Source organism: Burkholderia sp. YIM B11467, assembly GCF_052952715.1.
In genome coordinates this window covers 50,457-65,768 of record NZ_JBQVSQ010000018.1, presented here as the reverse complement: position 1 = coordinate 65,768, position 15,312 = coordinate 50,457, and the positions used below count along the sequence as shown (strand labels likewise).

12 protein-coding genes are annotated in these 15,312 nt (G+C 62.2%); 8 read left to right on the top strand and 4 right to left on the bottom strand.

Going from position 1 to position 15,312, the window contains the following annotated elements; translation table 11 throughout:
• Window positions 1-7: 7 nt before the first annotated feature.
• Both ACTRWB_RS36085 and ACTRWB_RS36080 read left to right on the top strand, forming a co-directional pair.
• The gene (locus ACTRWB_RS36085) at window positions 8-1,279 is read left to right on the top strand and encodes a DUF3734 domain-containing protein (RefSeq protein WP_446904711.1); all 1,272 of its coding nucleotides are present in this window, start codon (window positions 8-10) and stop codon (window positions 1,277-1,279) included.
• Window positions 1,280-1,407: 128 nt separating this feature from the next.
• Window positions 1,408-2,460, top strand: a complete 1,053-nt coding sequence (locus ACTRWB_RS36080; protein ID WP_446904710.1) for a VTT domain-containing protein — start codon at window positions 1,408-1,410, stop codon at window positions 2,458-2,460.
• Window positions 2,461-3,069: 609 nt separating this feature from the next.
• On the opposite strand, the gene ACTRWB_RS36075 is transcribed toward ACTRWB_RS36080, so the two are convergent.
• The 3 genes from ACTRWB_RS36075 to ACTRWB_RS36065 all read right to left on the bottom strand — a co-directional run bounded on the left by ACTRWB_RS36075 (window position 3,070) and on the right by ACTRWB_RS36065 (window position 8,167).
• Window positions 3,070-4,620, bottom strand: a complete 1,551-nt coding sequence (locus ACTRWB_RS36075; RefSeq protein WP_446904709.1) for a DHA2 family efflux MFS transporter permease subunit — start codon at window positions 4,618-4,620, stop codon at window positions 3,070-3,072.
• A gap of 105 nt (window positions 4,621-4,725) precedes the next feature.
• On the bottom strand, window positions 4,726-6,024 hold the full coding sequence (locus ACTRWB_RS36070; protein ID WP_446904708.1) for an HlyD family secretion protein: 1,299 nt from the start codon (window positions 6,022-6,024) through the stop codon (window positions 4,726-4,728).
• A 34-nt stretch (window positions 6,025-6,058) separates the two neighbouring features.
• Entirely contained in the window at window positions 6,059-8,167 is a 2,109-nt protein-coding gene (locus tag ACTRWB_RS36065) for an efflux transporter outer membrane subunit (RefSeq protein WP_446904707.1), read from the bottom strand.
• 576 nt (window positions 8,168-8,743) lie between these two features.
• Between ACTRWB_RS36065 and ACTRWB_RS36060 the strand changes: the two genes are divergently transcribed.
• The 3 genes from ACTRWB_RS36060 (at window position 8,744) to ACTRWB_RS36050 (ending at window position 10,288) form a co-directional block, all read left to right on the top strand.
• Window positions 8,744-9,244 carry an Ohr family peroxiredoxin gene (locus tag ACTRWB_RS36060; RefSeq protein WP_446904706.1) on the top strand — a complete coding sequence of 167 codons (501 nt, stop codon included), beginning with the start codon at window positions 8,744-8,746 and terminating at the stop codon, window positions 9,242-9,244.
• Between the two features lie 155 nt (window positions 9,245-9,399).
• Complete coding sequence (locus tag ACTRWB_RS36055) at window positions 9,400-9,879, top strand: carboxymuconolactone decarboxylase family protein (RefSeq protein ID WP_446904744.1); 480 nt, start codon at window positions 9,400-9,402, stop codon at window positions 9,877-9,879.
• Window positions 9,880-9,883: 4 nt separating this feature from the next.
• The gene (locus tag ACTRWB_RS36050) at window positions 9,884-10,288 is read left to right on the top strand and encodes a cupin domain-containing protein (protein WP_446904705.1); all 405 of its coding nucleotides are present in this window, start codon (window positions 9,884-9,886) and stop codon (window positions 10,286-10,288) included.
• 454 nt (window positions 10,289-10,742) lie between these two features.
• Here ACTRWB_RS36050 and ACTRWB_RS36045 read toward each other — a convergent pair whose 3' ends face one another.
• Window positions 10,743-11,132 carry a hypothetical protein gene (locus ACTRWB_RS36045; protein WP_129517698.1) on the bottom strand — a complete coding sequence of 130 codons (390 nt, stop codon included), beginning with the start codon at window positions 11,130-11,132 and terminating at the stop codon, window positions 10,743-10,745.
• An 833-nt stretch (window positions 11,133-11,965) separates the two neighbouring features.
• On the opposite strand from ACTRWB_RS36045, the gene ACTRWB_RS36040 reads away from it, so the two are divergent.
• Genes ACTRWB_RS36040 through ACTRWB_RS36030 form a run of 3 tightly spaced genes read left to right on the top strand, consistent with a single transcriptional unit; the run spans window position 11,966 to window position 15,311 of the window.
• Window positions 11,966-12,640, top strand: a complete 675-nt coding sequence (locus ACTRWB_RS36040) for a hypothetical protein (RefSeq protein ID WP_446904704.1) — start codon at window positions 11,966-11,968, stop codon at window positions 12,638-12,640.
• Window positions 12,637-13,680: a hypothetical protein gene (locus ACTRWB_RS36035; RefSeq protein WP_446904703.1), complete on the top strand. Its 1,044-nt coding sequence runs from the start codon at window positions 12,637-12,639 to the stop codon at window positions 13,678-13,680. Before ACTRWB_RS36040 ends, ACTRWB_RS36035 begins: the two co-directional genes overlap by 4 nt.
• Window positions 13,677-15,311: a Dyp-type peroxidase gene (locus ACTRWB_RS36030; RefSeq protein WP_446904702.1), complete on the top strand. Its 1,635-nt coding sequence runs from the start codon at window positions 13,677-13,679 to the stop codon at window positions 15,309-15,311. The genes ACTRWB_RS36035 and ACTRWB_RS36030 overlap by 4 nt, the downstream gene beginning before the upstream one ends.
• The last annotated feature ends 1 nt before the right edge of the window (window position 15,312 follow it).

The window sequence follows — 15,312 nt, the reverse complement described above, 5'->3', positions numbered from 1 at the left end:
GAACACCATGCATTCAAGCCAGCGTAACAAGCTGAAGCAGCCCCATCGCATCAAGCTCCCCGCCTATGACGAAATCGGACTCGTGCTGCAGGGCGGTGGCGCGCTCGGCTCATACCAGGCCGGCGTATACGAAGGGTTGGCCGAAGTCGGTGTGGAACCGACGCGAATCGCCGGCGTTTCGATCGGTGCACTGAATACGGCGATCATCGCCGGCAACGCGCCCGCGGACCGAACCGAGGCGCTGCGCGGCTTCTGGAACACCATCAGTCAGCCGACCGATCCGCTCTCAAGCGTCGGCGCGTACCTGTCGGCGTGGCCCGGGCTTGAAGACGTCGGGCGCAGGTGGTCGAGCGCATGGGCCGCCACGCGCACGCTGATGGAAGGCCAGGACGGATTTTTCTCTCCGCGCATGCACGTGCCTTTCGCCGGATTCGGCAGGAAGCGCCCCGATCAGGTCAGCTATTACGACACGTCGGCGTTGCGTGAATCGCTTTTGCGGTATGCGGACTTCGATCGCATCAATGACGGCAACATTCGCGTCTCCGTCGGGGCGGTCAACGTGCGAACGGGCAACCTCGTCTACTTCGACAATTCGAAGATGCGCCTGGCGCCGGAACATTTCATCGCCTCGGGCGCACTGCCGCCGGGCTTTCCGGCTGTCGAAATCGACGGCGAGTTTTACTGGGACGGCGGACTCGTGTCCAACACGCCACTCACCGAGATCATCCGGGAAAGCCAGCACCGGGACACGCTCGTTTTCCAGCTCGATCTGTGGAGTTCGCGAGGCAAGTTGCCCGGCGATTTCCTCGACGTCAGCGAGCGCACCAAGGACATTCAGTATTCGAGCCGCACGCGCGCCATCACCGCGTTCATGTCGCAGAACCAGAAGCATGCGCAGATGATCAAGGCATTGCTCGAACATATTCCCGAGCACGTGCGGCTTGCCCACCCGATGTTGCAGGAGGCGCAGAAAACGGCGGACGGCAGCGCGGTGAATGTCGTGCACCTGATCTACAAGAACAAGGCGTTCGAGGGGCACTACAAGGACTATGAATTCAGCAAGGACACGATGCGCGAGCATTGGGCGAGTGGTCTCGAGGATATTCGCCGGTCGTTCGGACACCCGGAGTGGTTCGAGATTCCGAGCCGCGAAATCGGCTTCGTTACGCGGGACGTGCATCGCCATCGGCAGGACGTCAACGAATCCGGCGGTTCGGGCAAGGACGCTTTGCCGACAGCGCAACATTCGCCGCAGAAGGAATCGTCCGTCACCAGGTAGCACGCATCGACGCCTGCCGTGGATGAGCAAACCGGTCGTTCCAGGGCCGGCATCGCGTGACATGCGACCCGGCTGGCTCCGTTCCCGACTCGCCGTACCGCGCTTGCAAGACCGGTTCAGGCAGAGCGATGACCGATCTTCGAGATCGGGTATGTGCCAGCCTCAAGGAGAGCACCATGATGTCGCATGAAATGATCGCGCGGTACGGCACGTTGGTCGTATTCCTGAACGTGCTCGGGTCTTCGCTCGGCCTGCCGCTGCCTGCCATACCGACATTGATCACGGTCGGGGCGGGCATTGCGCTGGTCACGCACGTGGCGTCGTCGACGCTGCTGCATTTCTCGACGATACTGGGCGCCGCCGTGCTTGGCGGCTTGCTCGGCGACCTGATCTGGTTTCAGGGCGGCAAACGGTACGGCAAGCGCACGCTTCACACCGTTTGCAAGCTGTCGCAGTCGCGCGACGCGTGCGTCAGGACGACAGAGCGATTTTTCGGGCGCTGGGGCGTTCGCGTGCTCGTCGTTGCGCGGTTCGTACCCGGCCTGTCGCTCGTTGCCGTTCCGCTCTGCGGCGCGATGGCCGTCAGGTTGCGCTCCTTTGTCTTGCACGATTGTGCCGGCATTGCGCTGTGGGCATCGATCGGGCTGGCTATCGGCACGCTATTCGCTTCGCAGATCGACGAGATCTTCGCGCTTGTCGCCCATCTTGGCTGGCGTGCGCTCATCGTGATCGGTATCGCACCGGTGCCGTACTTTCTGTATGGCTACTGCCGCAGACAGATGCTGGCAAACGCGCTCGGCAAGGCGCGGATCAGCGCGGGCGAATTGCATGCGTTGCTCGCGAACAATCCACGGCCCGTTGTGATCGATATCCGCTCCGCCGAACGAAGAACGCTCGATCCGTTCGTCATTCCCGGCGCGGTGATTGCCGATGACCACAAGCCTCGCCAGATCATGAAGCGCTATGGAACGAACCGGACGCTCGTCATCTATTGTGCGTGCCCGCACGAAGTGACTTCGGTGTCGGTGGCCAGGCAGTTGCGGCTGTCCGGCGTCAAGCTGGCGTTGCCGCTCACCGGCGGTATCGATGCATGGCGCGTTGCAGGCTTCGACGTCGAGCCGATGATCGCGATGAACGACGCGGCAATCGGCGAAGAAGAGCGGAAACTTATCACGCATTGACTGCAGTGGCGCCTCCCAGGCGCCGGAGCCACCGGGTATCGCACCGTTGCCGGCCTTTCAGGCCGGCAATTCGCCCGGCAGCGCGCAGCGCCTCCCTTCCCTCGAGCAGCGTGCGTCCGAAATCCTCATCACGAGCTTTGCTGCCCTGGTTTCAAACATCTCTCCGATCGGATCCCTGGCGATCCGGGCATTACGCTCCTCGCAGCAGTTCCGCCGCGCGGCAACGTCGCTTTGCATGAGACGAGGGAAGAAGATCTGGCTACCCCGTCGCGCACCGAACGAACCCGCTCACGAAATGGGTACCGAGATCAGCATGACTGAAGTGCAGACGTCTGCACGAAGGGCGGCTATATCCCCCTCCTTGCGGCGAAAAAGGAGGCGCTCCGGGGCTTCGAACAGCTTGAAAGGCTTGATCGGGCGGCTGAAGTGTCTGGACCAGGGTCGGGTCGTTCGATACGACTACCCGGCCCGTCCGTCGAATCAAAGCAAATGGTGTCCGTCATTTCCAGAATGACGGACACCCTATCGAAGCCGATCCTCACAGGTCTGGCGTATTCCGACTCGACGGCGTACGACCGATCATCACCGTGCGATTGAAAGCGACCTCCTTCAGTGCGCCCCTGCCGCTACGCCGCCGCCTTTGCCGGGCTTGGTGAGCCAGACGAGCGGGATGATCACGATGAAGATGATCGACGACAACCAGAAGATATCGTTCAACGCGAGCATGGCTGCCTGCGCATTCAGCGTGCGCTCGAAGAACGTCGCGGCCTGATCCAATCCGCCGCCGAGCGTCGTGTGGAGCTGCGCGATAGCGCTCACATAGTCGGGGTTGTTCACGCTCGATTGCTCTGCGAGTCGCGCATGGTGCAGGATCGTCCGGTCGTTCCACCCGGTCGCGATCAACGACGTGCCGACGCCGCCCGCGAACACACGCACGAAATTGGACAGGCCGGCAGCCGCCGGAATCTTGTCGGGCGTCAACCCCGACAGGATGATCGCGGTAAGCGGCGTAAAGAAGAGCGCCATCGGAATACCTTGCAGCAGCGTCGGCAGCACCAGCGTATAGGGATCGACGCTCGTCGTGTAATGCGAGCGCATGAAGAACACGCCCGCAAAACCGAGGAAGGCCAGCGTCGCGAGCACCCGCGCATCGGATTTCGGCATGATCTTCGCCATCATCGGCGCAAGCATCACGGCGAAGATCCCGAGCGGCGCCGTCACGAGTCCGGCGTCCACCGAGCGATAGCCCAGATAGCCCTGAATCCATTGCGGCAGGATCACGAGGTTCGAGAAGAACACCGCATACGCGACCGAGATCGCAATCGTGCCGCCGCGGAAATTACGCACCGCGAAGAGGCGAATATCGACGATCGGGTTCTTCTCCGTGAATTCCCAGATCAGGAAGAACAGGAAGCTGATGGCGGCGACGACGGCAAGCAAGCAGATCACGGGCGAGTTGAACCAGTCGAGATCCTTGCCCTTGTCGAGCATGATCTGCAGCGTCGCGACCCACACGACCAGCGACATCAGGCCGACCTTGTCGATGGGAAGCTTGCGCACGGGTGTCTCCCGGTCCCGATAGATCATCCACGTCACGCCGGCCGCAAACAGGCCGACGGGAATGTTGATGTAGAAGATCCACGACCAGCTGTAGCTGTCGGTGATCCAGCCGCCCAGCGCGGGCCCGGCGATCGGGCCGACGGTCGCGGTCATCGACCACAGCGCCAACGCGGTCGAGCTTTTCTCCTTCGAATACGAGCCCAGCAGGATCGCTTGCGACAGCGGAATCAGCGGCCCCGCGACGACGCCCTGCAAGACGCGCGCGGCGAGCAGCACGAGCAGGTTCGGCGCGACGCCGCACAACCACGACGAAAACACGAACAGCACGATGGCGGCCACGAACAACCTGATCTGTCCGACACGCTGCGTGAGCCAGCCCGTCAGCGGAATCGCGACCGCATTGGCCGCCGAGAACAGCGTGATCACCCACGTGCCCTCGTCGACGGATACGCCGAGGTTTCCCGAGATGGTCGGAATCGCCACGTTGGCAATGGATGAATCGAGCACGTTCATGAACGTCGCGAGCGCGACGGCGAGTGTCGCCAGAACCAGCTTTCCGCCCGTCAGCGGCGGCGGCGCAGGTTGCATTGAGGAATTCATTTCGCTTCCACTCTGAAGGTTCGACAGGGCGCGGCGCATCGATCCGGCCAGTCGGACGATTGAATCGCCCGGAGCGCGACAGCAACGTGCACTCCGGGTGCCGATTTAGCTTGCGCGCAGCTTTGCGTCGCGCTTTGCGGAAGTCGTCGACGATACGACGCGCCCCGTCTGTGCCGCAGGTTCGACGACGATGTTCTGCGCGATGATCTTCTCGATCTCGGCATCGGCCTGTGCGCCGTATTCCGCAAACACATCCGTGCGATACGACGTATTCATCGCCGCGCCGAGCTGTGGGCCGGTGTTGTCGTGCGTATCCACATCGACGTCCATCGACAGGCCGATACGCAGCGGATGCGCTTCGAGTTCCTTCTGATCCAGCTGGATGCGCGCGGGCAAACGCTGAACGATCTTGATCCAGTTGCCCGTCGCGTTCTGCGCCGGCAGGCTCGCGAATGCGCTACCCGTGCCCGCCGAGAAACCGACGACCCAGCCGTGGTACTTGACCGTGCCGCCATACACATCGGCTGTCAGCGTGACGGGTTGACCGATGCGCATGTTGCGCAACTGGCTTTCCTTGTAGTTCGCATCGATCCACACGCCGTCGAGCGGCACGATCGCCATCAACGGCGTGCCGGGCGACACCCGCTGGCCGACCTGAACCGAACGCTTCGCGACATAGCCCGTGACAGGCGCGGGCAATACGTTGCGCGCGTAGGCGAGATACGCATCGCGCACTTTCGACGCGGCGGCCTGCACGTTCGGGTGCTGGCTGATCGTCGTGTTGTCGGTCAACGCGCGGTTGGCTTGCGCCTGTTGACGCGCGGCGTCGAGCGCGGCCTGCGCGGCCGTCACGGTGTCGCGTGCGTGCGCGATGTCTTCGGCCGACACGGCGCCCGTGTCGGCAACGGCCTGGCGGCGGCGCAAATCGTCCTGGGCGCGAGCCAGGTCGGACTGCTTCTGGGCGACGTTCGCGGCATAGAGATCGTTGTTCACGTAAAGACTGCTCACCTGCCGCACGGTCTGGCCCAGCGTCGCTTCGGCGTTGCCGAGCGCGACTTTCGCATCGGCATTGTCGAGCGTGACGACCGGGTCGCCCGCCTTCACGATCTGCGTATCGTCGGCGTTCACCGCAACGACGGTACCCGCCACCTGTGGCGTCAACTGCACGAGGTTGCCGCTGACGTACGCGTCGTCAGTGGACTCGTGGTAGCGCGCAACCGTCAGGTAGTACACGCCATATGCGATCGACGACGCGACCACCGCCACGCCGAGCAGCGCCAACAGCATCCCGCGCCGCCGCGTCGCGGGTTCGCGTCCGACCTCGTCGCCTCCCGACGGCGACGGATCGTGACTCACGTGGGCAGCATCGACTGGCTTGCGAACCAGCGGGTTGATTTCGCTCATTTCAATTCTCCGGGCAGATTCGATAAGTCGCCGCTCAGCGCGCGGCGACGGCAGGCGTATCGGATGCGGACACGTCGGCACGCACCGCGGCCTCCGAATCCGCGAACGACGTGTCGACGAAGCCGCCGCCAAGCGCGGACGCGAGTGCTATCTGCTGATCGCGACGGGTCATGCGCAGGTTCGCGACGCTCTGATCGGCGGAAAGCGCATTGACGTCGGCGTTCAACACGGTCAGTTGATTCGTGAGACCGGCCTTGTACTGCGCGAGCGCCAGTTCGGCGGCTTTCAGCGCGGCTTGCCGCGCAGTCTGCGCATCGACAAGCTGCGCGTCCGTCGAACGCACGCCGGCGATTTGCGTGGCGACTTCGCTCAACGCGGTCACGAGCGCCTGGTTATAGGTCGCAACGGCATAGTCGAAGTCGGCGTAGCGCCCCTTCAGTTGCGCGCGGAGCTCGCCCGCGTCGAAGATCGGCAGGTGGATGGCCGGGCCGACCGATGCCGTGCGGCTCGCCGCCGTCAGGAAGCGACCGAAGCCGAACGCGTCGAGTCCGATCGCGGCGCTCAGGTTGATGTCGGGATAGAACTCGGCCTTCGCTTCCTTCACGTCGTGCGCGATCGCATCGACGTTCCACCGGGCAGCCACGATATCGGGGCGCCGGCTGACGAGATCCGCGGGCAAGTTGTCGGGTAGACGAACGTCGTCGCCCATGCCGAGCGCCGGGCGCGCGATCTGCAATCCGCGATCGGGACCGGCGCCCAGCAGCGCCGCGATCTGATAGCGCGTCGCGAGAAGCTGACCGTCGAGTGATTTCATCGCGGCGCGGCTCGTCGCGAGATTCGCGCGTGCGGTCTCGCGCTCGACCTGCGTGTCGAGCCCTGTCGCGATACGGCCGGCGGTGATGCGATCGATCTGCTCGCGCCGAGCGATCTCCTGTTCCGCGATGTCATGCAACACATACAAGCGCGCGAGCTGGTTATAGGTACGCGCGATCGACGTCGTGAGCGTCAGCCTGACCGTTTCCTCGTCAGCGCGGTTCGCCTGAAGCCGGGATACCGACGCCTTCAGCGCCTCGCGCTTCTTGCCCCAGAGGTCGAGCTCGTACGAAGCGCTGAGGATGCCGCGGTTCTCCGTCTGCCATGACCCGCCATAAGGCGGCGGAACGAGCGCCGTTCCCGAAAACTGCTGGCGTGCGAGCGCGTAGCTGGCATCGACGCGCGGCATCGTTCCCGCGTGCGCGGATTCGCGATAGGCCTGCGCGGCCGCCACGCGCGCACGCGCCTGATCGAGCGTCGGGCTGCTTCTCAGCGCCTCGTCGATCAGCGCCTTCAACTGGCCGTCGGCGAACTGATCGGCCCAATTGGCGGTGGGCCAATGGCCGCGCTCGAATGGAAGGCTCTGTTGCGTCGCATACTGCCGCGGCGCATTCATCGCCGCATCGCCATGAATGCCTGCGTAATTCACGCACGCCGACAAGCCGGTCGCGACAATCACCGGCACGCCGGCCTTGAACACGCGTGACGTGTATCGCCCGGCGATTGAAAAAATATTCATTACTCGTCTCGTCACGTAGTAGGCAAAGAAAACCGTTTGCAGAAAAATCGCCATGCAGGTCTGGCCCCGTATCGGCAAACGCGCAGCATGTTTCGAGCACCTTTTTTCACGAGGACTCGAAGTTACGTGCGCGCGACAAGCAAGCACCTCGTTCGCGAACGCGAACAATGTTCTGATGCCCATCCATGGATTCCTCAAACCGCGGCGTACCTGCTCGCTGCGCCCGACACCCCGTACGCACCAGGTACAGAAGTGTTCGCAGTTGTTCGTCAGAAGCTGGTATCGGTCTTCACCCAGGCGTGACCGTGCCCGCTCGACGACGGTCATCCCGGTATAAACGGCATCCGGTTCCGGTTGGACACGGACGCCCTTGTTTGCCGCGAAGCGACACAACGGGATGCATTCCACTGGACACCGCCTGGCGGAGCGATGAAAACCGCCATAGTGAATAACCCGCCCGTTCCCCGCGTAGATTCCGTGGTGCGCATACCCTTCGCGCTCGCTGACGAGATGAGCGCCTGCTTCGATGCAGGGTTCCGTTCGGATCGGCGCCAGCGACATCGTCTGCCAGTCGATATTCAACGTTTCCATCGCAAGCCTCCGATTTCACATGTACGTCGCATTTCGCGTCGCTGACGGGCCGCTTGCACATGCAAGTCGAAAAGTGCGTCGCGGACTTCCTGAGGTTGCCGTTGCATTCGCGGCACGACATCAGCGACGGAAAATCACGTCACGATGCGTGTGTCGTGCGTCACCGGAATCGATGGCGCGTCGACGGCTCCGATCAGCTGCATTGCCGTGTCGCAATACTAGGAGCCGGGCTCATGTGCAGGTAGACCCGTATCGGAACACTTTCCCGTTCCTCATTGACACCAATCCGCCCCGTCACCGCATTCGCCGGGAGATCGATGCAACCGACCGCCTCCTGTCCTCAATGGATTGGTGCGGAGCAGGCAACACCATGCATCCCGAGTCGATCTGGTACGGCGACCCGGCTTTGCCTAGCATGCAGGTGCGTGTGGCCCATCGTTCGGATGGCGGTCATAGGGTCGACTTGCAGGCAAGACCTGCGCCATTGCGCTGATTCGCTTCGAAAAACAACGCACCGCCTCGATACGCAAGGGTCGAGAACCGCTCGCGTTGGCCATGCAAGCAACCGGGAGGCATATGGAGAACGAGAGGTTGAAACCTCCGCCGCTGACACTGCTCGACAAATACCGGGGGCGGGAATTCGCCGCGCTCTACACGACCACGGTCACGGTCTCCGGAGGCGTCTCCGGGCACGGCCGTGCATCGGGCGTCGCGAGATCCGACGACGGTTGTCTCGTCCTCGATCTGCGCTTGCCCACCGAACTTGGCGGCCCGGGTGGCGGCACCAATCCCGAGCAGCTTTTTGCCGCCGGCTACGCCGCGTGCTTTCACGGTGCGCTGAGCCTGCTGGCGCAACGCGCGCAGATCGATATCCGGGAAACAACGGTGGCCGTCGAAGTATCGTTCGGCCGCGATCCGGTCGATGGCGGATATGCGCTGATTGCCAACGTCACCATCCGCATGCCGGGTGTGGACCTGCCTGTCGCGGAAGGTCTCGTTCGCGACACGGAACGCCTGTGCCCCTATACGAAGATGGCGCGGCAGGGAATCTGCGGCGTCATCGCAATTTCGGCATGACGGGCGATTGGTTCCGAAGCGACAACAGAGTGCGCACGCTCCCGGCACTACTGGCCCCCGAGGCGCGCGATTACGATGGTTGTCAGGCAGGTCCTGCGGTGAATCGCTGTACGCGGGGTCGGCAGTCGCCCTTCCACAGATCAGGAGAACAGATCATGACGCAACGTATCAACTATTTTCAGCAATCGCCGGAACTGACCAAAAAGCTCGTCGAGCTCGACGGGTTGTTTCAGAAAACGACGATCGAGGCGCCGGTCCGCGAGCTCGTCGAGATTCGGGCATCGCAACTCAACGGCTGCGCGTTCTGCGTCGACATGCATATCAAGATGGCAAAAATCCACGGCGAGCGCGAACTGCGTCTGCATCACGTCGCGATCTGGCGCGAGTCGACGCTGTTTTCGCCGCGCGAGCGTGCCGCGCTGGAATGGACCGACGTGCTGACCCACCTCCCGTCACATGGCGTGCCGGACGATCTCTACGAACGCGTTCGTGCGCACTATTCCGAGAATGAGCTGTCGGATCTCACCTTCCTGGTGGGCGCAATCAACAGCTGGAACCGGCTGAACGTCGCATTCCGCATCGCGCCCGGTTCGTTCGACAAGATGTTCGGGCTCGACAAGGCCAACCTGGAGTGACGACATGAAACGCATCATGCTTGTTCTTGCACCGCTGGTATCGTCGCTGCTGATGGTCGTTCAGCCAGCCGCCGCCGCTCCGCAAGCCACGGTCACGCCGCTGACGACGGAGCCGTTGCCCGAGTATCCGGGCAAGGAAGTCCAGATGATCGTCGTGGATTATCCGCCCGGCAGCGTCGACCCCGTTCATCGTCACGATGCGCACGCATTTGTCTACGTGCTCGACGGCAGTATCGTGATGGGCCTGAACGGCGGCAAGGAGGTCACGCTCCACGCGGGTGACACGTTCCACGAAGGCCCGGACGATGTGCACACGGTCGGACGAAATGCCAGCAGCACGAAGCCGGCAAAGTTCGTCGTGTTCCTGATCAAGAACAAGGGCGCGCCGGTCCTCACGCCCGTGAAGTAGGGCAATCGCTGCCAGGGCCCGGTAATGCCGGGCCGCTCGCCGGTTTCAATCATCACGCCCGGTGTGCCCCCGCGAACGCTGCACTCGGCAAGCGTGGGCGACAGTCGGTGGATGGCCGTGCAGACCACGGGCGAGTCGCCGTTTCAACGTCGAGCGCCGACACAACGCCTGTCGACGCGCCGCCAACCCGATTGGCCAGCGACGGCACACTCATCGGTCGCAGGGATGCTTGGCTGGCACGAAGTCATCAAGCTTCGCTATCCTGAATATCGTCTCGGTGTAATCATCCGCTCAGCGTATCGCTTCGCTCTCAGTGTTGTTCGATACCTTGTTTCAACGTTTCCCCCTGCTGCCCAGACGACGTCCGCGGGAGGTATTTCTACGGCCTGTTAATGTTGTGGTCCATCGATGCGGCAGCGATGATTTGCCGCCGCCAACGTCATGACAAATCAGCTTAGCCGAGTACGAACTTCAACGTGCCCAGGCTGCCGACTTCGACCACACCATCGCTATTGACGAAGGAACGCGTACCTTCGGCAACGATCGTGTTGTTGGTCAAATAGGCGCCGTTCCAGCTATCGACAATGTTGTAGGGACGCTGGTCGGGGCGCTGGCTGCCGCCGAAGCTAATGTTGAATGGCGCGACGCCGTCCTTGCCTTGGGCCTTGCTGTACACCCAGCCATAGTGTCCGACGTTGCCTTCGGAAGCGAACGCGCCGATCGGGCTGTAGTTGGTGGTATAGGTGCCGGCGATGACGCCATTGGATGCATCGGCGGACGTGATTTTGAATGTGAAATTCTTGTCCGACGAGATATAGGTGCCGGTGAGAGGTACATTGGCCATGGGAATCTCCATTTCTTATGAATTTGGAGGATGCAGTCAAGCGCGTCAGTCGCGCACCTGCCAGAGCAATATAGGCGTCGGATATCGTGGATACACCCTGTAAAGCCTGACAGGGCTGAAAATAAAAAGCGCATGTTTTTCCGTGTGGATATCCATACGGATGAACGCCTGCGGCATTCGCAGCCCCTCACGGCGCCACAGGCGCTGCGTCGACCCGTGCAATAAGTCAGCGCAATTTCACATTCTCAATCACGCCTCCCACGTCATTTCTGCTTGTTGGCCCCGCCTAGGGCCGGTGTTCCGGTGATTCCCGCCACATCGGTTGGCCAGCGAGATTTTCGCTTTGGACAGCCTGAGTCCGGCGGCGCGCCGTGTGGATTGTCAAGGGTGGCTACATTGTCCTTGCTCGCAAAGGTCGCAACTTGCGCTTCCAGGGCACCCCACTGTGTCACCGTCCGTCACTATTGAGTTAATTATTCAACAATTCTGAGATTGTGGACGTTCGGCCATTCCCTTGATGCTCACAAAAGTCCCATTGATACCGGCCTCCGTAAGTCCTCCGTAAAATGTTTATCTTTTGTGCGTGGATATGACCTCGTTTTTTTGCCGAAACAGATGAGACAAAGCCATTTTTAATGCTCATAAAAAAGTCGTTGCCGACGAATTTCACCGTGCTATTCTCACCGCCAAGGAGTGCTTCGGCTTCAAGCTCCGAAAACCAGAAAACACGTTATATGACGGGACCGGCTGCCAAAGCCTGTCCGCCGAAAAAGCAAACGACCAACCTCCCCGTTCCGCGATCGCGCCGGTGAGGGCCTGACGGGAGACGGGGCATGTCAAATGTTGCTGGCAAAGCCTATGGCATGAACGTCGTGACGCCGATGCCGCCGCATCGGACGTGGATCAACCGATTCATCTTCATGATCGCGCGGGCGCTGCCCGCCACGCTGACCGGACTGATCGGTCTGTCGATCATCCATTTTGCGCGCTGGGCCATCATCCGCCGAAGTGACTGGCCCGATCTCGGCCAGCCCAAGTCCGATCTGAAAAACGATTACATGCTGTTCATCAGCAACTTCAACGGTACCTGGGATCAGTACATCGACGCCTTTTCGGACGGCATTCCGGGTGGCCTTGACCTGTTCTGGTATGCCAGCACCAAATATCCGCATTCCATTCCGATCACGCCGTTCAAGAATTACATTCGCGCGAATCAGATCGATACCGACTACTACTACAACGCAACGCCCGGCGCCGCTCAACGCGACATCAAGGCCGCATTGCGTGTGCGGTCGAATTTGGTCACGCTCGCGCATCAATATGCGACGTTGTCCCCCGATGCTTTTGCGCAAGCCTATCGCGCGATGCTCGTGGCCGTGCAGAACGATCTCGGCACGCACGGCTTCGCGCCCGTCGCGTCGAACGACACGGCCAACGCCGATACCAACCGCCAGCCCTTCGTCGATCGGGCCTGGCCCAAGAGCAAGGCAGGAGGCACCCAATCATGAACCTCGACGGTGGTCATTATTTCCTTACCGTGCTGTCGCCGATTCGGGTCGAGCCGTGGAAGGACAACGACGGCAACGTGACGTCGCCCACGTCGTCGTTGCGCCAGGTGCTCGCCACCCTGCCGACTGCGATGCAAAGCAAGGCATGCGAGGCCGGCGGCCGTAACAGCCCGTTCTCGCGCTCCCACAGCACGCACTTCGCCCGCTTCGCGGTGATTGACCAGCCGGCCTTCAACGGTCGCGTGCCGGTCGACTCGCTCGTCGACGCGATCCGGAAAACCAATCTTCTCGAGGATCAGCACGTCGACAACCTATCGACGTCGTGGCTGCTCCTGAGCGTGGATTTCGACCCCGCGCCCAGTCACGCCAGCGACAACGACGGCGGCCTGCACGATTATCTCGTCAGCTTGTGGAATGTGATGCGCGACGAGCTGAGCGCGGTCTATCGACATTGCTACGGCTTCGAGACCGTCGGCACCGGCGACGAATTCGCGCATTACATCAAGCGCTGCCAGGTCGAAACGACGATGCCGTTCAACGATTACTGGATCACGACGCCGCCATTCCTGTCGCGGTCGATTTCGATTCCGATGATTGGCGCGGCGATCGCGATTTTCACGCTGGTGGTGACGCTCATCGTAGCGATGGTGGCGGGCAAATTGGCATGGCTCGCGCTGCCCGTAGCGCTCGCGTTAGGCATCTACGGCGCTTATCGGTACGTGATGAAGTGCGGTGAGGTACCGTTCGATACCGCGCCGTTCTCCGATCTGCGCTCGGTGCTGAAGTCGTTGTATCTCCAACAGAATTTCGCGCGCTTCGCGATCGATCACCAAGGCGACGATCCGGCGAGGCTTCACGCGGCGTTCGGCGATTTCCTCAAGACGCACCGCCCCACTGACATCGAGAGCCCGACCCAGCCGCCGGGCGTCATCGACACCGACGTTCCGGCCGTCGACAGAGTCAGCCCGAGCGTCAGGGCAACCGTTCCCGCCGCCGCCATGGCCAACTCGAACGAGGCACCAGGGGTGACCCAGTCATGACAGAGCAACAGTACGACGTCGATCTCGATCTCGCCGATATCCAGGGCAACATCCTCACCGCATATGGCCGTCAGGGCTTTCCGAAAGGACGCTTCATGCTGCTCAACGTGCGTAACGCCGTCAGTGGACGCGCGTTCGTCGAGCATATGCGCCGGAAGGCGACCACCGCGATGCGATGGCCTTCCCTTCGTCATCCCACGTTGAGGCCCACGGGCAAGGTCTCGGTGGAGCGGCCGGACGTGACGATCAACCTCGCATTCACGTTCTGGGGGCTGGTCGCGCTCGGCGTGCCGACGCGCACGCTGCGCGGAATGCCCGACGACTTCATCGACGGCATGGCGGCACGCGCCTCGATCCTCAGCGACGACGCGACCGACTGGGATCCGGTCTGGAACCAGTCGGCAACGAAGGACCCACGGAACCAGCCGCACATTCTCGTGATGCTCAATGCGCGGATGCAGGATGACGGCACCGCTGTTCCCGGTTTGCAGACGGTCACCGACGAGATCATCGACTGGTGCAAACATGCCGACAGCGGCGTTGCCCTGTGCGTGGGTCATCGTGGCTCGGACGAACGCTGGCAGGATCTGTCCGCGATCACCCGGGAATTCGACGGCAAGATCGTGGCGACGCCCGACGAGCATTTCGGCTTTACCGACGCGATCAGCGATCCGGTCTTCGACGGGCAGGTGCCCGGCAACAGGAAGGTCGCGATGGAAGCGGCCGTCGGCCAGGGCAAGGTGGACGGCCAAGGCAACTGGTCGCCGCTCGCGCGCGGCGAGTTCCTGCTGGGTTGGCCGGATGAAGCGCAGGAAATCCCCGGCGCCGCGATGCCGCTCGATTTCAGCCGCAACGGAACGTTCTTCGCGTATCGCAAGCTGCATCAGGACGTGAGCGGTTTTCACGGCTGGATCGACAAGACGGCGGACCAGTTGAATGGGCTTTGGCGCCTCGGGTCGCAAGACGAAGCGAAGCAGACACTGATGGCAAAAATGGCCGGCCGCTGGCAGGACGGGGTGCCGCTGATGGCGGCGTCGACCTTTGCCGAATGGCAGGCCTTCAACGCCCAATACCCGCTTTTCGACAAGGACAAACCCGGCGAGCTCAATCCGGAACGGGCGCGCCGCCTGGTCGATTTCGTCTATCGCGGCGATCTCGATGGCCTGCGCTGCCCGATGGGCGCGCATACGCGCCGCATGAACACGCGCGACCTGCTCGATCCGCACGTCGGCGACAACAATCCGGCCAACCGTGCCGGGTCCGCGCTCAACAACCGCCGGCGCATCCTGCGCCGCGGTCTTCCATACGGCAGCCAGGACGACGCCCACGGCGAGCACGGGATCGTCATGCTTGCGGTGTGCGCGAACCTGTCGCGCCAGTTCGAGTTCGTTCAGCAGCAATGGCTGAACTACGGCCTCGATTTCAATCTCGGCAACGACACCTGCCCGCTCGTCGGCAGTCATGCGCCGAATGCGCGTTACGTGATCGCGGCCGATCCGAAATCGGGCAATCCGCCGTTCATCGCGAGCGGCATCCCGAACTTTGTCGAGGCGCGCGGCGGCGACTACTTCTTCATGCCCAGCATGACGGCATTGCGCCTGATCGGCATGGGCCTGACCGATCCTACCTGAC

Coding starts and splice junctions, on each gene's coding strand:
- ACTRWB_RS36035 (WP_446904703.1), top strand. CDS start 12,637: ATGAACCTCGACGGTGGTCATTATTTCCTTACCGTGCTGTCGCCGATT.
- ACTRWB_RS36070 (WP_446904708.1), bottom strand. CDS start 6,024: ATGAGCGAAATCAACCCGCTGGTTCGCAAGCCAGTCGATGCTGCCCAC.
- ACTRWB_RS36080 (WP_446904710.1), top strand. CDS start 1,408: ATGACCGATCTTCGAGATCGGGTATGTGCCAGCCTCAAGGAGAGCACC.
- ACTRWB_RS36045 (WP_129517698.1), bottom strand. CDS start 11,132: ATGGCCAATGTACCTCTCACCGGCACCTATATCTCGTCGGACAAGAAT.
- ACTRWB_RS36050 (WP_446904705.1), top strand. CDS start 9,884: ATGAAACGCATCATGCTTGTTCTTGCACCGCTGGTATCGTCGCTGCTG.
- ACTRWB_RS36030 (WP_446904702.1), top strand. CDS start 13,677: ATGACAGAGCAACAGTACGACGTCGATCTCGATCTCGCCGATATCCAG.
- ACTRWB_RS36065 (WP_446904707.1), bottom strand. CDS start 8,167: ATGGAAACGTTGAATATCGACTGGCAGACGATGTCGCTGGCGCCGATC.
- ACTRWB_RS36055 (WP_446904744.1), top strand. CDS start 9,400: ATGACGCAACGTATCAACTATTTTCAGCAATCGCCGGAACTGACCAAA.
- ACTRWB_RS36075 (WP_446904709.1), bottom strand. CDS start 4,620: ATGAATTCCTCAATGCAACCTGCGCCGCCGCCGCTGACGGGCGGAAAG.
- ACTRWB_RS36060 (WP_446904706.1), top strand. CDS start 8,744: ATGGAGAACGAGAGGTTGAAACCTCCGCCGCTGACACTGCTCGACAAA.
- ACTRWB_RS36040 (WP_446904704.1), top strand. CDS start 11,966: ATGTCAAATGTTGCTGGCAAAGCCTATGGCATGAACGTCGTGACGCCG.
- ACTRWB_RS36085 (WP_446904711.1), top strand. CDS start 8: ATGCATTCAAGCCAGCGTAACAAGCTGAAGCAGCCCCATCGCATCAAG.